The sequence below is a fragment of the Lactobacillus kalixensis DSM 16043 genome (genome assembly GCF_001434335.1).
GTDB lineage: Bacteria > Bacillota > Bacilli > Lactobacillales > Lactobacillaceae > Lactobacillus > Lactobacillus kalixensis.
Genome location: NZ_AZFM01000017.1, coordinates 9945 through 30349, shown reverse-complemented (window position 1 = coordinate 30349; position 20405 = coordinate 9945). Strand labels below are relative to the sequence as shown.

Genomic DNA, 20405 nt, shown 5'->3' with positions numbered 1-20405 from the left:
CATGCACAATCTATTTTCAGAAACAATAACAAACGAACAAATTATTAATGCTTTTGATAGTATTTATCCAGATATTAAAGAAGCTGAACTGATTGAAAACACAAGTCTTTCGAGAACTAAATTAGACAACGGTAATTTTAGAATTGATTTTGGAATTGAGTTTAATTTACCCATTGGAGCTGATGAAGTCGGAGAAGATTTCAAGCTTTCTAGTGGTGACAAAATCAAAATAAACATCGAAAAATAACTGTTTGACCTGAGTAAGTCATAAAACTGCTCTTTTTTTATGCCTTGTGAGAGGCGAACTCGTATAAAACGTGTGAAAGGATAGGAGAAATTATGAAAAGAGATCAATTGAAAAAGCTTGGCTTAGATGATGAAGTCATTGATAATGTTATGGATCTTAATGGCAAGGATATTCAAAAATTTAAAACGGAAAATGAACAACTAACCGAGGAAAACACCGCCTTTAAAGATCAAATTAAAAATCGTGATAAAGATCTTAAGGAACTTCAAGATCAAGTCAAAGACAATGATGATTTATCTAAGCAAGTTCAAGAATGGCAAGATAAGTACAAGACTGATACCAAGGAACTTAATGATCAAATTGCACAAGTTAAGTTAAATAGTGCAGTAGATCAAGTATTATCCAGCAATAAAGCTAGAAATACCAAGGCTATTAAGGCGCTTCTCAACAACGATGAAATTAAATTTGATGAATCAGGTAAGTTAATTGGTTTAGATAGTCAAATTAAGTCTCTTAAGAAATCAGATCCATATTTATTTGATGAAGGGGAAAAATCAGAGTACACCCCAGCTAGTGGCGAAACTCCGAAAGAAACTAAATCCTTAAACAAAATGTCATTAACTGAACGAATTGAGCTTAAACAATCGGATCCAGATGCTTATTACAAAATGTTAGGAGAATAATAGATGGCAATTACAAAGAGAGAAGATTTATTTGACCCTGAAGTACTTGCACCAATGGTTCAAAATACCACTCAAAACGCAATGGTATTTATGCCTTTAGCAGATATTGACCGTACTTTAGTAGGTAATCCGGGCGACACTTTGACAGTTCCAACATGGGGACACATTGGGGCAGCGGAAGAAGTTGCGGAAGGCGAACAAATTCCAGTTGAAAAGCTTGGTCAAGGCTACACTAAAGCAACAGTTTCTAAGTTTGGTAAGGGTGTAAGTTTTACCGATGAAGCTGATATCACTGCTTTGGGCAATGTGGTTGAACAAGCAACCCGTCAAATTGGTGAAGTTATCGCTCAAGGTGCAGATTCGAAACTTATGGAAGCAGCGTTAAAAGTTAAGAATACTATGACTGTTACCCCAGATGTTGACGGTGTGGATGCAATGCAATCATTTTTTGACACTGATGTAAACAACCCTGCTTACACTTTGATCGTGTCACCAAAAACAAAGTTGAAGTTAAACAAGGCAGTGCGTGAATATACCAAGGGTTCAGATGTTGGTGCACAATTAGCAATCAATGGAGCTAGTCCACTTGTATTAGGTACTTCAATTTATGCAACTAAGAAGATGGCTGATGACAAGATTATCGTAGTTTTCTCAAGTGATGCAGATATTGCACGCTCAAAGGAACTTCAAGAAAAGATGAAGAACGGCAACTTAACCGACAAGGAACTTGAAACACTTAACTCAGGCCGTGCATTCAAGTGGTTAGTTAAGCGTGATACTTTGATTGAAGCTGATCGTGATAAGGGTAAGCAAATTAATACACTCTACGGTACTCAAATTGCTGCTCCTTACGTTCAAAACCCATCAAAAGTGTTGGTTGCAACTTTAGGTAATGAAATTATCTTACCTGAATCTGAAACTAAAACTGATTCTAAGGATGAAACTATTAAGGTTGAATCTGTAAATGAAACCACGCCTTCCACAAAACCAGACGCTAAAAGCACCGTTGAAGAAATTAAGGCTTACTTAGATGCTAACCACATTGATTACACTGGTAAGACTAAGAAAGATGAATTATTAGCTTTAGTGAAGTAATTTAAGGAGTGATTGAATGGATAAAGAATATATCATTAGTAAAGTTAAGTTGTTGATTCCTAACAGTGATGAATATCCTGATTATGATGAAATCATTGGTTTTACTGTTGATAAGATCATGAATGATGTTGCTAACTATTGTAATATTTCACTTGACGAACTACCTCACGAATTAACTACAGTAGTGGTTAACATGACTCTTCAAGCTCTTAAAACGAATGAATCCCTTTATGGAAAAGATAATTCTGCAAACATTCAATCACTTAACGAGGGTGATACGTCCGTAACATTTAGGCCTGTAAGCGACGTTTACATGGCTCTGCAGAGTTTAAATCCAATTACGGATAATTACACTAATATCTTAAATAACTTCAGGAGGTTGCCAAAATGAGCTTATTTGAAGGCTTAAAAAAGGCAACTCCGTTGTTATGGACGGATAAGGCTAAAATAACTGGTACTAAGAAAGTCGTTAAGAATCATATTACCAATAGCGTTGAAACTACAATCGTTGAGAATGAGCCTTGCAAGGCTATCCTTAAGGGACAATCTTCCAGTACTCAAACTATTTTCGGCACTGATGAAGCAGACGCTAAATTATTGATTCGCAACGGTATTGATATACCAGCTGGGGCGGTTATTTATGTTACTGATCAAAATGGTAATACTACTAAATACAAACGCTCCAGCCGTGGATATACAGGGTATTACAGTCATCAAGAAATAGCTATGGTAAGGGATGAGAAAGCATGAGTTCAGGAACTGTTGATGATGCTGATTTTCAAGCATGGGCTAATCGTGTCAAGATGAAAATTGATGGCGATTATCTCAAGAAAGAAATTGGTAAAAGCACCAAACGTATTGGTACACAAGCATTGAAGACGCTAAAGAACAATTCGCCTGTTGATACTGGTCAACTCCGCCGTTCTTGGACTGCTGATGGTCCTAATTATGGTGGCGGTGGCTGGGTTATCAAAGTAACCAACAACGCTGAATATGCTTCTTACGTTGAACGAGGGCATAGAACACGAGGTGGTAAAGGCTGGGTAGCTGGGCAATTCTTCATGAAGAACTCGTTAAGTGAGATTAACGCTCAACTACCAGAGCTGATAACCCCTGGATTGTGGGCTTTTAGAGATTTACTATCATGACAATAATTGAAAGAATAGCGGATGAGTTAGCACGCATCTCACCAGATACAACGATTTACACAGAGAGTCAGCCCAATGGGTTTGAGGAACCGTGTTTCTTTTTAGGCAGAGCAGGCAATACAAACATCAAACCCGAAATGTTTGATCATGAAGTTCGGAATATTCCATATCAAGTCGTTTATTTCGCTGAAACAACAGATCAGCTTTATGAAATGGAATCTTTGCTAATGGACAATTTTTCTGTATTAACTGATTTTGCTTATCTAAGAAATCGTGAATTTAATGTAGATACGAACGAACATACGCTAACGTGTGAATTTGATCTGATTTTACGGATGTACAAACCAGATCGTTCGATAAAACAAAGGAGTTTAGAGATAAATGCCAACACGAAAGAAAGCGACTGAGCCGGTTTACACTAAGGCTCAAATTAAGCAAGCTGATTTGTTCCCTGGAACAAACAACGCAGCGATTATCAACGCTGCTTTAGAAGATGATAAGACTTATACAATCACTCAAGCTGAAAAGGCGATTAAAGATTTTAAAGGAGGTATTTAAATGGCTGGTGGAACTTGGAGAATTCAGAATAAAGTTCGTCCGGGTGTTTATATCAACACTCGCGGAGACGGCAAACCTGTTTTAACCACCTCTCTTGGGCGCTTGTTGATGTTCCAGAACAAGCCTTTAGGATGGGGTAAGAAAGGAATTATTGAGTTAAATGTAACTAGTGACTTTACTGCAAAAACTGGTCACAAGAATACAGATAAGGAGTTAGCTCCAGTTTATGAAGCTCTTAAAGACGCTGAAACAGTATTGCTTGTAAACGACTTTGCAGGTGGTACTAAATCTACTGCGTCTAAAGATGGTGTTTACACTATTAATGCTAAGTACGAAGGTGAACAAGGCAACAACATCAGTGTTAGCTTTGCTCCTAGCCCTTTGGCTGATGGTGCAACTACTCAAGATGTCACTGTAACTACTATCTTTGGTACTAAGCAAGTAGATCAAGCAAAGATCACTTTACCTTTGGCAAACGCTGAAGCTATCAAAGCTGCAGAATTGACTAAAGAAGATCAATTGGAAGTACATAACGATTATGTAGATATCACATTTCCTGAAGGTTTAAATGCAGAATTAGCAGCAGGTGGTGAAATGCCTATTTATACCACAATTTTTAACGGTTTAACTCAAAATGCTACAACTGTTACTTTGGCTGGCGGTTCAAATGGTACCAATAAAGTTGTTGATGATATGAATGATTATTTGGAAAACGAATTCTACGCTGTAGCAACTACTGCTGGATGGGATGAATCAAGCAACATTCATAAGCTTTTAGTAGAACAAATTAAGTTACTCCGTGAAAACGTAGGTATTAAGGTTCGTGCGGTTGTTCCTAATGAAAGTGGAGCCGTATATAACTATGAAGGTGTATCAACCGTTTTAAACGGTTATGTACTTAATGATGGCACTGTAATCAGTCCTAACATCGCTACTGCACGTTTCGCTGGTATGAGTGCTAGTGCTACACCAGATCAAGCACTAACTTACACTCAACTTGATGATGCCGCTGAAGCTAAGCCTAGATTGAACAATGATAAGACTATTGAAGCACTGAAGGCTGGTCAAATTGTCTTTACCACTCGTTCTGGAAGTCGTGTAGTGATTGAGCAAGATATCAATTCACTTACTAAATTCACGAGCACTAAGCCTAAAGACTTTAGTAAGAACCGTATTATTAGAACGCTTGATGAAATCTGTACTAATACTACTCAAACGTTTGAAACTAGTTTCTTGGGTAAAGTAAGCAGCAACGAGTTTGGACGCGATCTGTTCAAGGCTAACCGTGTGAGTTACTTATCTGGATTAGAATCACAAAACATGATTCGTGACTTTGACCCTAATGACTTAAGCTTGGCTCAAGGTGATGATAAGGACGCAGTATTAATGGATTTATATGTAACTCCAGTAGATTCGATGGAAAAACTTTACGTTAACTTAATCGTGAGATAGAAAGGATAACTAAATGGCAGCAACTACTTTAGAACAGGTTCTTCATGGTAGAGATACTATTTCTTCAAAAGACGCTAAAGTTACCGTTACTATTGACGGTAATGTTATCAATTTAATCGACTGCAAAGAATTGAAAATCAATATCAAAAAAAATAAGGAAAAGGTTCAAGTCCTGGGTGACCACTGGACTAAGCACAAGACCACATCCGTAGATGGTACAGGTACACTTGGCCAATACGTGGTGAACTCTAATTGGTTAAAGTATGGTATTCCTTACACAATGAAAGAAGGGGACTTATACTTTACGATCACTTTCACGATCGATGATCCAACTTCAAAAGCTGGCAAACAAATTATTCAACTTGATGAAGTAAACTTAGATGAAATCCCAGTGGCAGACTTTAAGGCTGATGATACTGTAATGGATATGTCTGCAGACTTTACTTTTGAAGGAATCCACTTAGTACAAGCGTTTAGCGGAATTAATTAAGGAGAAAATATAAATGGCTGAAAAATTTAACGTAGCAGATTTTATTGATGTTGAAAGTCCAGTAAAAGAAAAAGAGGTAAAGCTTAAGCGATTTAAGACGCCTTTTAAAATTAAGTCTTTAACCGAAAAGGAACTAGAAGAATTAAGAAAAGATTCTCAAACAGTCGAACTTAATAGAGCCACTAGAACTAAACATAAAGTTTTTGACCAAGAAAAATTCAATGACAAGTTGATCGAAGCTTGTGTGGTAGTTCCAAATCTAAAGAACGAGGAATTACAAAAGCATTACGGTACTTATGGTGACCCAGCAGGAACTTTAGAGGCTATGCTTCTTGCTGGTGAATATAATGTTTTAGCTAAAAAGATTATGGATTTATCTGGATTGGATGAAGATAGTGATATCGATTTAGTGGAAGAAGCAAAAAACTAATTAATAATTCAAGTGGCGACTTCGCGATTTATAACAATGTGCTCAATGTATATAAGTGGACACCACGACAGTGGGCGGATCTTAGCAAAAGAGAGAAAGCCATCGTGGTTGCGTCGCTTGAATTAAGAAGTGAAGAAGAACAGAAACAACAGAAAGAAATGGAAAGAGAGGCTAAGGCATAACACATTAAGCAAATGTGAAAGGCTTAGTCTCGCTTTTTTTGGTTACAGACGGTCACAGTAGGATACGGTAACCGTAACCTTTGAAAATGTTGATCTAGAGCATAGTGTGTATACTTAGTTATACTACTACAGTAAATATCTTATAAAAGTAAATAAAATAATATAATATATAGTATATAAGGTAATAATAGCCTTAAAGAGTTTGTCAGAAAGTTTCCGTAACTTTTCTTCAAAAAATCTCTAAAACCCTTGGGAGAGTAAGAAAAGAGACGGTTACGGTGAGGATACGGTAAGCAATCTACCGTGTCCTTTTTTTATACAAAAGAAAGGAGGTAATTTATGCCGGAAATTAGTGCAACGATTAGGATTGCAGACGCTTTTAGTAGTCCATTAGATAAACTTTCAGCGGGTCTTTCTCGCGTTCAATCTGGTTTTAGTCGTTTGAAAGGGTCTTTGAGCGGGAACGCATTTAGTGGCGCCGAAAAATCTAGTAGTGGGCTTTTTAAGTCTATGGCTGGCGGTGTTGTTGTTGGAAATTTAATTAGCAAAGGTATGGGCTTGGCTAGTTCAGGTGTTCGCTCTATGATCGGTGAGTTAAACGAAGCCTCCACGTCGTGGCAAACTTTCGAAGGTAACATGCATCAACTTGGTGCGTCTGATACTCAAATATCTAAAGCTAAGGCTGATATGCAGAAATTTGCTCAGCAAACAATTTATAGTGCGTCTGATATGTCTAGTACTTATGCTCAGTTAGCCGCTGTTGGTACTAAAAATACTGCTCAACTTGTTAAAGGATTCGGTGGTTTAGCCGCTGCTTCAGACAATCCACAGCAAGCCATGAAGACTTTAAGCGAGCAAGCCACCCAAATGGCCGCTAAGCCATTAGTTCAGTGGCAAGACTTTAAGCTAATGCTCGAGCAAACCCCAGCTGGTATTTCTGCAGTTGCTAAGACAATGGGCGAGAGTACAACACAGCTAATTAAAGATATTCAGGACGGAAAAGTTAAAACTGAAGACTTCTTAAATGCTGTAGCTAAGACCGGTACTAATGCTAATTTTTCCAAGATGGCCACTCAGTATAAAACTGTTGGTCAAGCAATGGATGGCCTTAAAGAAACCTTAGCTAATAAATTACAGCCACAATTTGACAAGGTCGGAAAAGTTGGTATCAAAGCAGTTGAAGGCATAACAGATAGACTGGGTAAATTAAATTTTGATTCTATAGGCGATTCAATTGCTAATACACTAAGCAAGATTGATGTTAATCAAATTTTTGACAATATCAGCAATGCTTACAACCGTGTAAAACCTATCTTGGAAAATATTAAAAATGCTATTTCAGATGTATTTCAAGGATTTCAGTCATCCGGTGCACTTAGTGCAGTAGGGCAAGCTTTTGGCGCTATAGCTGATTCAATAACGAGCGTTACTTCAAAAATCAGCGGTTTTCAAGGTGGCAATTTCTTCACTAATATTGGCAAACTGGCGGGGAGCGGAATATCTGCAGTAGCAGGAATAATTACAAACATTGCTAATGCAATAGGCAGAATGAGCCCCGGACAAATAAAAGCTGTAGGTGCTGCTATTGCTAGCTTTGCTGGTTCGTTAATGCTACTAAAGGGTGTGGACTCTGTAGCGGGAACTATTTCTAGTATTGCATCTGGTTTAAGCTTGATAAAAGGCGGTTTTGGGTCGGCGTTTAAAGGAGTTTCAGAGCTTCCAGCTTCTTTCGGTAAGGCTTCAAAAGGAATGTCTACTTTTTTTGGGGATGTAAAAAAAGAAGCTGCTGCTTCAAGTGCGTTTAACTTTTCAGAAATGCTAGGTGGAAGCGCAGACCTCGCAGGGGGGATGGGTGGTATTCTCGGTAAAATCGAGATGATTAAAGGTGCATTCACTGCGTTAGCACCATCAATATCTGGTGCATTATCTGCGGTATTTTCTCCAATAGGTGCAATTATCGGTGGTGTAACTGTTTTAGTTGTCGGTGCCGTAAGTGCGTGGAAACAAAACTTTATGGGCTTTAGAGATACCGTTCAACAAACCTTCGGTAACTTCGGTCAAGTAATAGGTCAGGCATTTTCCGGATTAGGACAAGCTTTAGCTCCAATTGGTCAAGTCTTTGGTCAAATAGGACAAGCTATTCAGCCTGCTATACCTGCGGTTAAACAGTTCGTTACAGCTTTAGGCGCAATCGCAGGGACCGGCGTTTTGGTCGGATTAGCTATGGTGGTGGATATTTTTAAAAACATTGTTAGTGGAGTAACTGCGGCCTTTAGTGCGGTTAAAGGTTTTGTTCAAGGACTCCACGGCATTGGGGATGCTGTTAAAGATATAGCCCATGGCGATTTTTCTTTTTCTAGTGCTAGAAAGACTTTTGCAGATGCTGGTAAAGCCTTTAGTAATGCGCAAAAGAATTTTCATCCACTTGATTTTTCTACTACTGAAAAAACAATCGGCACTGCTATAAGAAATGCTCAAAAATCAGCAAGTGGTAAGAAGGTTAAACTGAAAACTGATGTAGATACATCTAATGTAAAAAATAAACTTAGCAATGCTACTAAAGGTAATAAAAAAGTTAAAGTAGGCGCGAAATTTGATGCTGCACAGCTTAACAAGCAAATGGATGCAATTAGCAAAAAGAAAATCCAAACACCTAAAGTAAAAGCTCCTAAAATTCCACAACCAAAGATGCCCAAAGCTAAAACAATGCCGGCACCTAAAGTTAAAACACCGAAAGTGCCACAACCTAAAATGCCAAAATTAAAGACTATTCCAGCTCCTAAGGTGCAGAAGCCTAATATGAGTGGTGTTGTTTCAGCTGTCCGTTCAGGTATGAGCAAAGCGGCTGCAGCTGCAAGAGCAGGTGGTGCTCAAATTAGTGCAGCTGTTCGTAGTGCACTTAATCAAGCTGTAGCAGCTGCTAGAAGTGCTGCAGGTGCAATGCAAGCTGCAGGTGTAATGATTGGTCAAGGTCTAGCAAATGGCATTAGATCTCAAGTTGGAGCAGTTGCTGCAGCAGCTAATGAGTTGGTAGCGCAAGCTAATAGGGCTGCAAGAGCGGCCGCACAAATTCACTCACCTTCAAGGTTATTTGCTGAAGTCGGTAGTTTTATTGGTCAAGGTATGGCTGTTGGTATGGACTCTACGAGAGGGCTAATCAGCCAAAGTAGTAGAGCAATGATTAATAGCGCTTATCCAGGTTCTTACCGCTCTGTTAACGGGTTAAATACTGTAGGATCAAGCTCCTTAAAGCCAAATTCTTACAATACTAACAATTACAATGGTGGCGGAACAACTAGTTCTAGCGAAGTCAACATTGCTCCGGGGGCAATTGTGATCAATAGTTCTGGTAATCCTGAACAAGACGCAGAAACATTGCTAGAAATGTTTGAACAAAAAATTATTGAGTTAGATGATAAATCATTAAGTTAGTGAGGTGGTTAAATTGCCGGATAGAAGCGGCATGAAGTTTTATATCAAAGATCAAACAACTGGGGAAAATTTACAAATTCCGGTTAATCCTAGCGATGTAAAACTCAAATATGAAACAGACGATCATTCCGAAACTATTGTTAATCTGGGTGAAGTAAATATTCCCGGTAAAACCAAACTTGTTGATATTGAAATTAAATCTGTTTTCCCAACCGTAGGCGCTCACTATGTGGCGACTAAAACACCACACAAGCAAGCAACTTACGTTAAGAAAATCAAGAAGATTCAAAGTAAGAATCACAAAGTTAGATTCGTAGTTACCAAAACGGATATCTCTATGTTGATGACTATTTCAAGCTTTGAATATGGGCTAGAAAACGGTTGGGCTGATGAATATGCCTACACTTTGGAATTAAAGCAATATCGAAAGTTTGGCTATAAAAAGCTAAAGAACCCTAAAAAGCGTGGGCGTTCCAAAAAAAGTAAGAGCCGTTCTAAGCCTGCTAAGAAAATAAGCGTAGGCTCTACAGTGAGTGTTAATGGTCGTTTGCACGCCGACAGTTATGGTCGGGGTGCAGGAATGTATGAAAAAAATGCCAAACGTGAAATCTTGTATATTGTGCCTGGTCGTGAATATCCGGTATGTGTAGGAATCAATGGCAAGGCTCGAGGTTGGGTTAAGATGAGTGAGGTTAAGAGATCATGAGCGATAATATCAAAATGACATTAAGGCGTAGGTCTACTCACTTCACGCACTCGAAAAGCCGGGCAAGCTATGATATTAGTGATTTAGTGGTTGATGATTCTATTACTTGGGATATTGACACCAATTTTTCCGCTACAGAATTTAAGTTTAAGTTAGTCTTTGATACTAAACCGGTTATTCCATACACTGGTGACATCATTACCTTCACCTGGAAAAAGACAAAAATCTTTTATGGCTACGTTTTTAATTACGGCTTTGATAAAGACCATAACATTAATGTTAAGTGCTATGGTCCTAGCCGATACTTGAAGAATGAAGATTCAATCGTATTTAAGGCTGGAACGTTAAGCGATCGCTTTAAAGAGGTATGTAAAAGAGCCGGGATTAAAGCTAAAGTTGTAGCTAGTGCTAGTCATAAATGTAAAGCTGAAATTAACGATGGTAAAACATACTTTGACATGATCAAGAGCGCTATTAGTACTACTACTAAAAGCACTCATAAGCATTACTTGATTTTTGACCACTATGACACGGTTGAATTAAGAAAGTTTCCTTATAAGAAACTTGATATTGTGATTGGTGACCAGTCTGGGTTAATTGACTATGATTACAGCGTTGATATTGATAACACCTATAATGTTGTCGAAGTTGTCAAAAAAGATGCTAAAAAATCAAAGAAAACCTCTAAAACTAAGACTAGTAAAGATGATCCGAAGAATACTACGATTAAATCAAAGACAGTATCAATGCCATCCAGCAAGCAATGGGGAAAACTCCAAAAAGTAGTAAATGCTAAAAAGAAGGCTAATGATGCTCAAATGATCCAACAAGCCAAAAACGAGCTTAAAAATCGTAATATGGCAAACAAGGAATTAAAAATCACTTGTGTTGGTCGTACTGACTTAATACCAGGCAACTACGTCACAATTAGCATTAAAGACTACAAGAAAAAGTTTAAGGATTGTCCAATTCTGAAAGCTACCCATCATTTTGGGCAAGATTATACTGTAGATTTAACAATGAAAGTAGGTAAATCATGGCAGGTAAGCGGCTCTATGAGTTGATGACTAAACGGGGTGGCAAGGCTAGTGATTATTCTGATGTTGTTTTCGGTGTTGTAAGCAGTGCTAGCCCTTTAAAGGTGCAGCTATCTAATAGCATGGTCTTAACTGATGATTTTATTATTTTAGGTAAACATATCGGTAAATTTAAACTCAAAGGCAAAACTAAGATCAAAACCACAAAAGACAGCGACTTACAAGGTGACATGGTATCTGCAGAGTATGAGTTTGATAACTCATTAAAAGCCGGCGATAAAGTTACTATGATTCGCATGGATGGCGGACAACAATTTTATCTATTTGAAAGGTTAGGTGAAGATGGCTTTGGATTCTGATGAAGAATTAAATGTGGGAGCGTTGATGGAAGATGCTTATTTAGATGATGATGATTTAGACGATGAAGAAGACACTGCGAGTCCTACCTATACCTTTAAAGTTGTAAATGGGCGAATCAGGTCTATGACTGATGAACTTGATGCAATGCAACAAGCTGTAGATAAAATTTTAAAAACTGAACGCTTTGTATATCAAATTTACGATGAAGATTATGGTAACGACTTACCTGAATTAATTGGTGAAACCATTGATTATGCGGTGTCTGAAGCAGAAAGAATGACTGTAGAAGCATTAGAAGCAGATGATAGAATTACTAGCGTTGATATCACACGGTGTGAACAATTAAACAGCGATTCCATCATAGTGGAGGGCTACGCTAACACTGTTTACGGGCGGGTTGGTTTTGAAAGTGAGGTGGACTTAGTAGATGAATCCTGAAGATTTAGCAAACGAACTGGAAGCGCAAAATTACGACTATTGGCTTAATTTAATGCTTGATAATGTCCCTAATGATATTGATAAACGCGAGGGTTCAATTATCTATGATGCTGTAGCTCCTGCAGCTATGGTGAGCGCTCAACAATCACTGTCTTTAGCTAATGTAATACGAGAAACGTACATTAAAACCGCTCAAGGTGAGTTTTTGGACTACCGAGCGGTTGAGCATGGCACTAGTAGATATTTAGCTACCAACACTGAAGTGAAAGCTAAATTTACTGATGACGATGGTAACCCGGTTACAGTAGATATAGGCGATAGATTCGCAAGTATAGCGGAATCGCCTATTTTTTATACAGTCACTAAGGTTAATGAAGACGGTACAGCAGAAATGCAAGCCGAAGAAGCAGGCACAGCGCCTAATAGCTATCTTGGTCAAGTATTACCGGTAACGCCTAATGATAATTTAGCGTGGGCTGAAATTATTGAAATTACTATCCCTGCTAGAGATGCTGAAAGCGATGAACACTTAAGAGCAAGATTGTTAAATTCCAACTCATGGGTAGCCTACGGGGGTAACATCGCGGATTACTTAGACATGACTAGCAAAATAAAAGATGTTGGAGCAACCCAGGTGTATCCAACTTGGGACGGTCCAGGTACAGTTAAACTAGTTATCTTAAATAACGATTTAATGCCGGCAAGTACTACGTTACTTAAAAAAGTTAAAGAAGAAATTGATCCAGAAAGCGCAGAAACTCAAGGTTACGGCTTAGCTCCAATTGACCATCGAGTTACTGTAGTAGCCCCAGAAACATTGAAGATTGATGTTTCTATGAATGTAACCATCATTGATAGTGTGAATATTGAAAGTATTAGAGCTAAGGTGAGAAACACACTTGAAGAGTTGTTTAAGTCCTTACGTAGAGAATGGAGTACGGTAAATCCTACTGTTGGTAGAGGTTACTCAATGGTTGTTTATCGCTCCAAAATCTTATCTAGGGTAATGATGCTTGAAGGTGTGGCAAACGCTACAATGCCTAAATTAAGCAGCAAAGATGAAGATTTACAACTAGTGTTTAACAATACCACTTCACAAATTCCAGTTCTGGGTGAGGTGACGGTAAATGGATAAAGACGAACTCTTAAAGTACATGCCGGACTATTACAACGGTGTGTATGAAATGGAGGAACTTTTAAAGGCTCAATCAAAAGGGCTATTCAAGTTTGATGAAAAACTTAATAGAACTTTGCTTAATCAGTTTATTATTCAAGCCGATGAAAAAGGTATTGCTGTTTTTGAAGATCAAGCTGGAATAGTACCAGAGCATGGGGCAAGTCTTGAAACCAGACGTAACAACGTACTTTTAAGATTATTGCCACCTAAACCGTTAACGTTAAGGTATTTAAATCATTTACTTGAAATCATGAATCTAAAAGCGAATGTAACGGTTGATTATGCAAAAAGACTAGCTTTAGTTGAAGCTAAATCAACTGATATATCACTAGATAAGGTAAACAGTATTAAGTACATGCTTAACATCACTTTACCAGCAAACATGATTTATGATATCCGGATTAATTTAAGCAAGGTTGAAGTAACTAATGCTATTTACTTGGATATTGTCAATACCGCTGATACTTATGTAATTGCTCAGGCTAATACTGATCAGAAAAACTTCATTAATAAGACTGAAGCAACTTTATACTTGGGCTTTGGTACTAATATCCAAACAAATACAGTTGTAGATTACGAAAATCAAAATTATAAGGAGTGATAAAAGTTGTCACAATATAACAAAACAGTTCTAACTCGTGCCGGTCTTGAGCTTGCTAAAAAAGCTAATGCCGGTCAAGCAAAGTTTGAAATTACTAGGGCTGTTACTTCGGCTGAAGATTGGAGTTATAAGACTACTCAAGACTTAGAAGAAGTAACTAATGTACCTAATATTATGCAAAACGGTACAATTATGGACGCCGAAGAAGTAGAAAGTAATAACGCTGTGATTGGTGTTTCTTTACGCTTTACTAACAAAGATTTAACTAATGCTTATCAAATTCGAATTATCGGGCTTTATGTTAAAGAAGAAGGCGCAAAAAATGAAATCCTTTACGCTGTAACCACCGCTGTTTCACCTGAATATATGCCTAGCTTTGCTGATAAGGTTCTTTACAGATTTAACATGCAAATGTATCTAGTTATCGGCAAAGCACAAGCAGTTAACGTAGTAATTGATGAAGGCACTGCAGTTACACACGGTCAACTTGAAAAGTATAAAGATGAAGTTACTAAAAGTTTAGATGCACTTGCAAAAACTCATAAGGAAGATATGGGTAAGACTGTTAAGACTGCAAGTCTTAATGGTGGAACTAAAATTGCTCCTGACAGCAATGGCAATATCGATCTAACTGTTCCTAACCCTGATTTGTCTAAGCATGTGAACATCGATGATTTAAACGAGTTGCTAAAAGGCAAAGCTGATGTTACCGCAATACCTAACAAAGCGGAAACAGAAAACGGTATTAAAGAAGCCAAGGAAATGGCTAGAAATGCTGATAACAAGGCTCAAAATGCTATGGACAGCAAAGCAAATACAAGCGAAGTTTACAGCAAGTCTGATATCGATACTATTTTATCCAGATCGTTTTTTAACAAGCAAGGGATGAACCAGCAAGGCAATGTAGTAGATGTTCGCGCTAATGCCACTAAGCAAGCCGACGGCGGTTATGCCTTCAATATTTGGAATGCTGACTGGACTGCAGCAAAACTTAAGGACACAATGGGTCAAGTTGCAGCGTTAAATACTTTCAAAAATGGAATTCAGAAAGACAGCCCAGATTTTAATGATTTGACCACGCCTGGAAACTTTTATATTACCAGTCCTTCAAGCGGTAATAATTCTCCGTCAGTTTCATGGGGTAATTTGATTGTAGTTCCTGCTCTTAATGCAAGAATTGAGCAAATTTACTTCCCTGATAGTGGTGACGCACCATTTTATCGAATGCAATCAGGCGGATCATGGCAAGCGTGGAAACAGGTAGCTACTAAGGAAGATGTTAACGGATTATGGAATTCGGTTAATAATAAAGCTAATTCAAGTGATACTTATACCAAAGCACAGGTTAATGACGCTTTAAATGCCCGTTTAGCTTTAGCCGGTGGCAATATGAATTTGCGCTCAACTATTAATTGGATAGGTGGCAATATTGATGATCGAACCGGTAATCTAGGTGGTCTTGTCTGGGCTGGTGGTACTGACACTGCTCAAATTTACGGTGATCAGAATGGTAACGACAATCTCGATTTAGCTATTGATCTAGGCGACGATGCATCAAATAAAGTTTCTTTCCGTAGTAACGGAGTGGAAAAAGCATCAATCAATGCGGAAGGTTACATTTATTCACCTAATTTACAAGATTATGAGTACCGAATTCGCCGGCTTGAGGAAGATAAGTTTGAAGTTCAAAAGTTTACTGATAGAAATGCTGCGAAAGCGTGGGAAGCTCAACGCCCCGGCAAACGCTTGGCTGTTTTTGAAAAATGATGCTATAATAGTTTTTCTTTCAGAATTGTGTTACACTTACTGTGTAACTGAAAAAGGTTCTATTAAAAAACATGAACTCAAAAAGCATTACCTCTGCCAAGGTAATGCTTTTCTTTACGCCCGGTAATTCAAGTGTGAGGGTTAAATGGTAACTGTTAATTATTTGCGATCATGACGATCATTTAACCATTGATCGAATAGTGCAAGCACTATCCCCACAATTAGTGGAGCGATGATCAATTGAAAAAGGTCCTTAAACATGAAACTCACCTCCTTTCAAGCGGGAGGCACAGTTACCGAAAAATATTATAGCAAATTAGACTCACTAAAGTGGGTCTTTTTTTATAGAAAGGAAGGTGACAGCATGACAGGTTTAAGATTTGTAGGGCAAGATTGGTATTCTACTAAGGAATTGCCTATCGTTGGTGCTAAGTTGTCTAACACAATAAGTGGCGTTAGAAAGTATGCAATCAATTCTTATGCAAATGCGACTGACTTTATAAGATTAGTAGGCAAAGGCAAAGAAACGGTACAAGCCGGTAGTACTATTGGTGTAGTGATTAACTCAAGTGCCGGTTATTTGTTTGGCTTTCAAACGCTAGATCCAAATGAAGACGGCTATGACCCATTCGGTCAATCCTTGATACTGTACAGTTGGAATGATTATTTACTAAACGGGGGGGTATTAGCTAACACTATATTAAAGGTTTGTCATGCTGTCTCACGACTTAGAAAGGAGACAACATGGCAGGCTTACGTTTTTTAGGCAAAGATTGGTTTGAGGGTGAAGTTGCTGTTAACAGAAAAATTAGAGCTGTAAACGGCAAGGTTAGAATTTATGACTATGATAATTACCGTTTCTGGAAAGACTATTCAGAATCTTCCGATGCTTATGCACTGAAAAGGAGCACTACTAACAGCGTCCCACGAGGAACGGTAACAATGCTATATAATAGTTCGGACGGTTTATTATTTAGCTTAGATAAACCTTTTATTTTTGAAAAAGAACAGATGGATATTTTACCAAGCGGAAGCAGTGGTCGAATATCTTTCTACAATTGGAGCGACTATGTGAAAAATGGGGGGGGTATCGAATAGCCCGCTAACCCACTTATATCAAGCTTACAAGCGTGTTTTCACTTCGAGAGATGAGGTGAAAGCATGTCTGTAAAAAAGCTGATTTTCGTAGGTGACGAATTTACATCAAGCAAAATTTTAGCGGATCATTTTTTTGATTTTTCGCTAATTGGCAAAAAAATACAAACTAGGGATTATACAATCTATTACTCAAGTGGTGCGGGTGGAACTACAAGTTGGTTGTCTAAACTATCCAACGTATCTACCAAGCCTTATGATACTGATACATTACCAAATACATTGAGCCAAACTGCTACCTTACACAGTTTAACGTTGTGTCAAGGAGAATTTTATATTTTTCTTAGCGGTTATTGGTTAGGATCAAGCAACGGGTACAACAGCACTGATAATGTCCTCGTTAAAGCAAGTGATGTAATGAAACATGAATTCGGGGGGTAAAGCCCGTCCTATAGGTATTTTCTACACTTTCATCGCTGGAAAGGCGGTGAGAGTGTAGTATGTTCGGATTGTTTTTTCTAAATTCTGAGTTTGTCAAACTACCAACAAGCCAACCTGCTTATAGTGTTTGCGGTTGGCAATACAACACAAAAATCGGAATGCTTTATATCCAAGTTGATAATGCTTCAACAAATGGCTATTCTGCAATACCAATAAACATAATCACCGAAATGCAATATTAATGCTCGTAGTGTGTCGCTGCGAGCTTTTTTAATACAGAAAGGAGCCATAAAATGGCTGAAAAGAAATTATTTGTTTATTACTACAGTGACCCTGATGCGGGCACTAAAGAGTTAAGATGTCACGCAATTTACACTGACATCGAATTCAAGGAACTTCCATGGCACGTACACACTGAAAAACCTAGTGAAGATTTATCAGATCCAGTTTGGAGCAATGAAACTGGCGGTTGGATTGAAGCTGACAAAACTAGTCAAGGCGCTGTTCTTGCACAACAAAATGAGCAGATCAAGAGTTTGATCAAGGCAAACGAAGATTACAAGCAACAAGTAAGTGAAAGAAATCAGCAAATCGATGACTTGCAGAACGCCATCCAAGAATCTAACCGTCAAAACAACCAGCTCGGTATGCAATTTAATGTCTTTGGTACTCAAATGACACAAGCTATGAAGACTGTTACTGAAGCAGTTAACAAGCTTACTGAAGCTCAAAAGAAGGACGGTGACAAGTAATGTTAAATTTTGATTTTGTTTTCGTTCCATTTGATTTAACCCCATTATACGAAAGTACTGTTCAACAATACCGCTGGGGTTGGTTTGGTAAAGACTACCTAAAGTCACAAGTTGATGCAGGACTGTTACCAGCTAAGTACTACGAAGAAGCAACAGGTGAGAAGTATGAAAAGGCTGATAAGAAAACTTCTACCAAGGCTAACTAATAGTCTTCTTCATATTATCGTAGGTGTTTACCTGGTGGCTAATGGATTAAATTTGATCTTAAATGACAATTACTATTCGTGGCCACCTGACATGGCGCCTTTCTATAATTCTGACTTTGTTGGAACCTGGGCTCTGTTTACTGGTTTAGGCTTAATCTATGTTGCTGTTCAACGCAAATTCCCTGATAAAGCTAACATCGTGTGGCTACTGTCTGCGTGTGGCTTTCTGGGTTTCACCGGCTTTCTTGAACTTGCTCACGGGTTCGTTTTTCATAATCCCCACATGTTGGGCTATGGTATGACACTTATCACTGTTTTACTTATAAATTTTTACATTATAGGTTCTAACACTATAAGCAGTAGAAAACTAACCGGAGAACAAGAGCATAAGCTTGAAGAACGTGATACAAAGATGAAAGAAAGTAGGTGAGTGCCGGTGTGAGAAATACAGACTGGGTTTTAATTTTCACGTCTGGCGCTCTGGGAAGCATTGTGTCTGTGCTAGTTGGTGCCCTTCAATGGTATATAAAGCACAAAGAAGCAAAAAAGAAACGTGATACGGATGACTTTTTTAATAGATGGATTTCTGCAGAGGATGAGATAGACAAGCTAAGAGACGAGAACCGGCAGTTAAAAGATCAAATAGCAAGGCTTAAGCTAAGGAGTAAAAAAGAATGAGTAGTTTGAATATTGTTGATGTAGCCACTGTGGTGGCTATTTTTGTTGTCATCATTGCTGGTTTTTTAACTTTAATCGAAAAAGTTTACAAAACCAAAAAACCGCTAACCACTGATGATGTTTTTGATTTAGCACGGATGATTGTTGCTCAATTTGATACTTTAAAAGGTAGCAAAGAAGAAAAGAAATCTGAAGCCACTAAGGTACTCACCAAGGCTGTTGAAGATAAACCTGGTGAAGTGGCTAAGGTAGTAGCCAATAATGAAGATGTTGCTGCCGGTGCCATTGAAATGGCTGTGAATGAACGACGCGATGTGGAGAATGAAGAAACCACTGAAGTCGGTTTTAAGAAAGAAGATGATAAGTAATGGGTAGAGAAATTGTACTAGACTTAGCTAACTATCAAAGAGGATTGACAGCGGCTCAATATAAAAAGATTGGCGCTAAGTATGCAATTGTTAAAGTCACTGAAAACATCAATTATGTTAATGAATGTGCCAAACAGCTTGTAAACACTTCTGCTGAAGGTGGTGTAAAGGGCTTTGCTTTTTATCACTTTGGACGTTTTACCAACGATGCTAAAGCAGTAAGTGAAGCAAAGTATTTTATCAGCAACACAAAGAGTTTGTTTAATGTTAAACCAGGAACGCTGCTTATCTTAGATGCTGAGATTCAAGGTATGCCTACAAGCAGCGTGATTGCATTCCTTAAAGAGATTAAGAAAGCCGGTTACAAAGCAGGTTTTTACACTTATAAGTACTTGCTACCAGGTTTTAATCTTAAAGCTATCAAGCCTTATATGGACTTCTTCTGGTTAGCTTCTTACCCTCTTGCAAACGGTAGAGCAGCGGATAAGAACCCTGACTTTAATTACTTCCCAAGTGCTGACTACGTGGACTTGTGGCAATACACTGATAACTTACTGGGCTACAAGGTTGATGGCTCAATTAGTGTTACTGAAAATGCAATTAAGCTATTTAACCCTAGTTCTAGCGGTACTAAGAAAACTACTGCTGCTAAATCAGAATGGGTGAAGAAGAATGGTACTTTTACGTTGAGTGAAGATTTACATTTACATGAAAGTCCTCACATTGATAGTAAGAATATCGCTTTGCTTAAGAAAGGTAGCGTTATTAAGTTTGATGCATCTTTACAAGGCCCTAAGCGATTATGGCTAAGACAACCACGGGCTAAAGGTTATGGTTATATCGTAGCTAAGGATAAGAACGGTAATTCTACCGGTAAAATTGAATAAGTAAAAAAGACTCACACTGGAGATTTATTTCTCTGGTGTGGGTCTTTTTTGTATAGGTAGAAAATGAAAAGTTTCTATAAATTATAGCGGTTTTAGAATAAAATATTAGCTGATGTACAAATGATGTACAAATTTGAATTTTGGAAAATTAATAGCCCACTGGATTGTTGCTCCA

29 protein-coding genes are annotated in these 20405 nt (G+C 38.1%); 28 read left to right on the top strand and 1 reads right to left on the bottom strand.

The window, feature by feature from the left end:
• Position 1: 1 nt before the first annotated feature.
• The 19 genes from FC46_RS06060 to FC46_RS10280 all read left to right on the top strand — a co-directional run bounded on the left by FC46_RS06060 (position 2) and on the right by FC46_RS10280 (position 15803).
• Entirely contained in the window at positions 2 to 247 is a 246-nt protein-coding gene (locus FC46_RS06060; protein ID WP_057798837.1) for a hypothetical protein, read from the top strand.
• A 92-nt stretch (positions 248 to 339) separates the two neighbouring features.
• Complete coding sequence (locus FC46_RS06055; RefSeq protein WP_083478022.1) at positions 340 to 930, top strand: phage scaffolding protein; 591 nt, start codon at positions 340 to 342, stop codon at positions 928 to 930.
• A 3-nt stretch (positions 931 to 933) separates the two neighbouring features.
• Positions 934 to 2025, top strand: a complete 1092-nt coding sequence (locus FC46_RS10285; protein ID WP_057798836.1) for a phage major capsid protein — start codon at positions 934 to 936, stop codon at positions 2023 to 2025.
• A 16-nt stretch (positions 2026 to 2041) separates the two neighbouring features.
• On the top strand, positions 2042 to 2416 hold the full coding sequence (locus FC46_RS06045) for a head-tail connector protein (RefSeq protein ID WP_057798834.1): 375 nt from the start codon (positions 2042 to 2044) through the stop codon (positions 2414 to 2416).
• Positions 2413 to 2775 carry a hypothetical protein gene (locus FC46_RS06040; RefSeq protein WP_057798833.1) on the top strand — a complete coding sequence of 121 codons (363 nt, stop codon included), beginning with the start codon at positions 2413 to 2415 and terminating at the stop codon, positions 2773 to 2775. The genes FC46_RS06045 and FC46_RS06040 overlap by 4 nt, the downstream gene beginning before the upstream one ends.
• On the top strand, positions 2772 to 3173 hold the full coding sequence (locus FC46_RS06035; RefSeq protein WP_057798831.1) for an HK97 gp10 family phage protein: 402 nt from the start codon (positions 2772 to 2774) through the stop codon (positions 3171 to 3173). Before FC46_RS06040 ends, FC46_RS06035 begins: the two co-directional genes overlap by 4 nt.
• On the top strand, positions 3170 to 3580 hold the full coding sequence (locus FC46_RS06030) for a phage tail terminator family protein (RefSeq protein WP_057798830.1): 411 nt from the start codon (positions 3170 to 3172) through the stop codon (positions 3578 to 3580). Before FC46_RS06035 ends, FC46_RS06030 begins: the two co-directional genes overlap by 4 nt.
• On the top strand, positions 3555 to 3731 hold the full coding sequence (locus FC46_RS10245; RefSeq protein ID WP_169787533.1) for a hypothetical protein: 177 nt from the start codon (positions 3555 to 3557) through the stop codon (positions 3729 to 3731). The genes FC46_RS06030 and FC46_RS10245 overlap by 26 nt, the downstream gene beginning before the upstream one ends.
• Positions 3732 to 5183, top strand: a complete 1452-nt coding sequence (locus FC46_RS06025; RefSeq protein WP_057798828.1) for a phage tail sheath family protein — start codon at positions 3732 to 3734, stop codon at positions 5181 to 5183.
• Positions 5184 to 5196: 13 nt separating this feature from the next.
• Positions 5197 to 5673, top strand: a complete 477-nt coding sequence (locus FC46_RS06020; RefSeq protein WP_057798827.1) for a phage tail tube protein — start codon at positions 5197 to 5199, stop codon at positions 5671 to 5673.
• 13 nt (positions 5674 to 5686) lie between these two features.
• Complete coding sequence (locus FC46_RS06015) at positions 5687 to 6103, top strand: phage tail assembly chaperone (RefSeq protein WP_057798826.1); 417 nt, start codon at positions 5687 to 5689, stop codon at positions 6101 to 6103.
• Between the two features lie 521 nt (positions 6104 to 6624).
• Positions 6625 to 9717, top strand: coding sequence for a tape measure protein (locus tag FC46_RS06010; protein ID WP_057798825.1), 3093 nt, complete (start codon positions 6625 to 6627; stop codon positions 9715 to 9717).
• Positions 9718 to 9721: 4 nt separating this feature from the next.
• Complete coding sequence (locus tag FC46_RS06005) at positions 9722 to 10423, top strand: hypothetical protein (protein ID WP_169787532.1); 702 nt, start codon at positions 9722 to 9724, stop codon at positions 10421 to 10423.
• Positions 10420 to 11487, top strand: a complete 1068-nt coding sequence (locus FC46_RS06000) for an XkdQ/YqbQ family protein (RefSeq protein WP_057798824.1) — start codon at positions 10420 to 10422, stop codon at positions 11485 to 11487. The genes FC46_RS06005 and FC46_RS06000 overlap by 4 nt, the downstream gene beginning before the upstream one ends.
• Positions 11460 to 11819, top strand: a complete 360-nt coding sequence (locus FC46_RS05995) for a DUF2577 domain-containing protein (RefSeq protein WP_057798823.1) — start codon at positions 11460 to 11462, stop codon at positions 11817 to 11819. The genes FC46_RS06000 and FC46_RS05995 overlap by 28 nt, the downstream gene beginning before the upstream one ends.
• On the top strand, positions 11803 to 12258 hold the full coding sequence (locus FC46_RS05990; protein ID WP_338033561.1) for a DUF2634 domain-containing protein: 456 nt from the start codon (positions 11803 to 11805) through the stop codon (positions 12256 to 12258). Before FC46_RS05995 ends, FC46_RS05990 begins: the two co-directional genes overlap by 17 nt.
• A complete protein-coding gene (locus FC46_RS05985) occupies positions 12248 to 13393 on the top strand; it encodes a baseplate J/gp47 family protein (protein WP_057798822.1) in 1146 nt (381 codons plus the stop codon). Before FC46_RS05990 ends, FC46_RS05985 begins: the two co-directional genes overlap by 11 nt.
• On the top strand, positions 13386 to 14036 hold the full coding sequence (locus FC46_RS05980; RefSeq protein ID WP_057798821.1) for a putative phage tail protein: 651 nt from the start codon (positions 13386 to 13388) through the stop codon (positions 14034 to 14036). The genes FC46_RS05985 and FC46_RS05980 overlap by 8 nt, the downstream gene beginning before the upstream one ends.
• Before the next feature lie 6 nt (positions 14037 to 14042).
• On the top strand, positions 14043 to 15803 hold the full coding sequence (locus FC46_RS10280) for a pyocin knob domain-containing protein (RefSeq protein WP_057798819.1): 1761 nt from the start codon (positions 14043 to 14045) through the stop codon (positions 15801 to 15803).
• Between the two features lie 159 nt (positions 15804 to 15962).
• Here the strand turns inward: FC46_RS10280 and FC46_RS10105 are convergent, their stop codons facing one another.
• A complete protein-coding gene (locus tag FC46_RS10105; protein ID WP_157046790.1) occupies positions 15963 to 16064 on the bottom strand; it encodes a type I toxin-antitoxin system Fst family toxin in 102 nt (33 codons plus the stop codon).
• 103 nt (positions 16065 to 16167) lie between these two features.
• Here FC46_RS10105 and FC46_RS05970 point away from each other — a divergent pair, with 103 nt between their 5' ends.
• From FC46_RS05970 to FC46_RS05925, 9 genes are all read left to right on the top strand, one after another.
• Positions 16168 to 16569, top strand: coding sequence for a hypothetical protein (locus tag FC46_RS05970; RefSeq protein ID WP_157046789.1), 402 nt, complete (start codon positions 16168 to 16170; stop codon positions 16567 to 16569).
• Positions 16548 to 16901: a hypothetical protein gene (locus FC46_RS05965; RefSeq protein WP_057798817.1), complete on the top strand. Its 354-nt coding sequence runs from the start codon at positions 16548 to 16550 to the stop codon at positions 16899 to 16901. The genes FC46_RS05970 and FC46_RS05965 overlap by 22 nt, the downstream gene beginning before the upstream one ends.
• A gap of 63 nt (positions 16902 to 16964) precedes the next feature.
• Complete coding sequence (locus FC46_RS05960; protein ID WP_057798815.1) at positions 16965 to 17339, top strand: hypothetical protein; 375 nt, start codon at positions 16965 to 16967, stop codon at positions 17337 to 17339.
• A gap of 293 nt (positions 17340 to 17632) precedes the next feature.
• Positions 17633 to 18091, top strand: a complete 459-nt coding sequence (locus FC46_RS05950) for a hypothetical protein (RefSeq protein WP_057798813.1) — start codon at positions 17633 to 17635, stop codon at positions 18089 to 18091.
• A complete protein-coding gene (locus tag FC46_RS05945) occupies positions 18091 to 18297 on the top strand; it encodes an XkdX family protein (protein WP_057798812.1) in 207 nt (68 codons plus the stop codon). Before FC46_RS05950 ends, FC46_RS05945 begins: the two co-directional genes overlap by 1 nt.
• A 34-nt stretch (positions 18298 to 18331) precedes the next feature.
• On the top strand, positions 18332 to 18727 hold the full coding sequence (locus FC46_RS05940; protein WP_157046788.1) for a hypothetical protein: 396 nt from the start codon (positions 18332 to 18334) through the stop codon (positions 18725 to 18727).
• An 8-nt stretch (positions 18728 to 18735) separates the two neighbouring features.
• Positions 18736 to 18975 carry a hypothetical protein gene (locus tag FC46_RS05935; protein ID WP_157046787.1) on the top strand — a complete coding sequence of 80 codons (240 nt, stop codon included), beginning with the start codon at positions 18736 to 18738 and terminating at the stop codon, positions 18973 to 18975.
• Positions 18972 to 19343 carry a hypothetical protein gene (locus tag FC46_RS05930; RefSeq protein ID WP_057798808.1) on the top strand — a complete coding sequence of 124 codons (372 nt, stop codon included), beginning with the start codon at positions 18972 to 18974 and terminating at the stop codon, positions 19341 to 19343. Before FC46_RS05935 ends, FC46_RS05930 begins: the two co-directional genes overlap by 4 nt.
• The gene (locus tag FC46_RS05925; RefSeq protein WP_057798806.1) at positions 19343 to 20230 is read left to right on the top strand and encodes a GH25 family lysozyme; all 888 of its coding nucleotides are present in this window, start codon (positions 19343 to 19345) and stop codon (positions 20228 to 20230) included. The genes FC46_RS05930 and FC46_RS05925 overlap by 1 nt, the downstream gene beginning before the upstream one ends.
• Positions 20231 to 20405: the final 175 nt, after the last annotated feature.

Excerpts from the sequence above, each read along its gene's own strand:
- FC46_RS06060 (WP_057798837.1), top strand. The coding sequence starts at position 2 with ATGCACAATCTATTTTCAGAAACAATAACAAACGAACAAATTATTAAT.
- FC46_RS06055 (WP_083478022.1), top strand. The coding sequence starts at position 340 with ATGAAAAGAGATCAATTGAAAAAGCTTGGCTTAGATGATGAAGTCATT.
- FC46_RS10285 (WP_057798836.1), top strand. The coding sequence starts at position 934 with ATGGCAATTACAAAGAGAGAAGATTTATTTGACCCTGAAGTACTTGCA.
- FC46_RS06045 (WP_057798834.1), top strand. The coding sequence starts at position 2,042 with ATGGATAAAGAATATATCATTAGTAAAGTTAAGTTGTTGATTCCTAAC.
- FC46_RS06040 (WP_057798833.1), top strand. The coding sequence starts at position 2,413 with ATGAGCTTATTTGAAGGCTTAAAAAAGGCAACTCCGTTGTTATGGACG.
- FC46_RS06035 (WP_057798831.1), top strand. The coding sequence starts at position 2,772 with ATGAGTTCAGGAACTGTTGATGATGCTGATTTTCAAGCATGGGCTAAT.
- FC46_RS06030 (WP_057798830.1), top strand. The coding sequence starts at position 3,170 with ATGACAATAATTGAAAGAATAGCGGATGAGTTAGCACGCATCTCACCA.
- FC46_RS10245 (WP_169787533.1), top strand. The coding sequence starts at position 3,555 with ATGCCAACACGAAAGAAAGCGACTGAGCCGGTTTACACTAAGGCTCAA.
- FC46_RS06025 (WP_057798828.1), top strand. The coding sequence starts at position 3,732 with ATGGCTGGTGGAACTTGGAGAATTCAGAATAAAGTTCGTCCGGGTGTT.
- FC46_RS06020 (WP_057798827.1), top strand. The coding sequence starts at position 5,197 with ATGGCAGCAACTACTTTAGAACAGGTTCTTCATGGTAGAGATACTATT.
- FC46_RS06015 (WP_057798826.1), top strand. The coding sequence starts at position 5,687 with ATGGCTGAAAAATTTAACGTAGCAGATTTTATTGATGTTGAAAGTCCA.
- FC46_RS06010 (WP_057798825.1), top strand. The coding sequence starts at position 6,625 with ATGCCGGAAATTAGTGCAACGATTAGGATTGCAGACGCTTTTAGTAGT.
- FC46_RS06000 (WP_057798824.1), top strand. The coding sequence starts at position 10,420 with ATGAGCGATAATATCAAAATGACATTAAGGCGTAGGTCTACTCACTTC.
- FC46_RS05995 (WP_057798823.1), top strand. The coding sequence starts at position 11,460 with ATGGCAGGTAAGCGGCTCTATGAGTTGATGACTAAACGGGGTGGCAAG.
- FC46_RS05990 (WP_338033561.1), top strand. The coding sequence starts at position 11,803 with ATGGCTTTGGATTCTGATGAAGAATTAAATGTGGGAGCGTTGATGGAA.
- FC46_RS05985 (WP_057798822.1), top strand. The coding sequence starts at position 12,248 with ATGAATCCTGAAGATTTAGCAAACGAACTGGAAGCGCAAAATTACGAC.
- FC46_RS05980 (WP_057798821.1), top strand. The coding sequence starts at position 13,386 with ATGGATAAAGACGAACTCTTAAAGTACATGCCGGACTATTACAACGGT.
- FC46_RS10105 (WP_157046790.1), bottom strand. The coding sequence starts at position 16,064 with ATGTTTAAGGACCTTTTTCAATTGATCATCGCTCCACTAATTGTGGGG.
- FC46_RS05970 (WP_157046789.1), top strand. The coding sequence starts at position 16,168 with ATGACAGGTTTAAGATTTGTAGGGCAAGATTGGTATTCTACTAAGGAA.
- FC46_RS05965 (WP_057798817.1), top strand. The coding sequence starts at position 16,548 with ATGGCAGGCTTACGTTTTTTAGGCAAAGATTGGTTTGAGGGTGAAGTT.
- FC46_RS05960 (WP_057798815.1), top strand. The coding sequence starts at position 16,965 with ATGTCTGTAAAAAAGCTGATTTTCGTAGGTGACGAATTTACATCAAGC.
- FC46_RS05950 (WP_057798813.1), top strand. The coding sequence starts at position 17,633 with ATGGCTGAAAAGAAATTATTTGTTTATTACTACAGTGACCCTGATGCG.
- FC46_RS05945 (WP_057798812.1), top strand. The coding sequence starts at position 18,091 with ATGTTAAATTTTGATTTTGTTTTCGTTCCATTTGATTTAACCCCATTA.
- FC46_RS05930 (WP_057798808.1), top strand. The coding sequence starts at position 18,972 with ATGAGTAGTTTGAATATTGTTGATGTAGCCACTGTGGTGGCTATTTTT.
- FC46_RS05925 (WP_057798806.1), top strand. The coding sequence starts at position 19,343 with ATGGGTAGAGAAATTGTACTAGACTTAGCTAACTATCAAAGAGGATTG.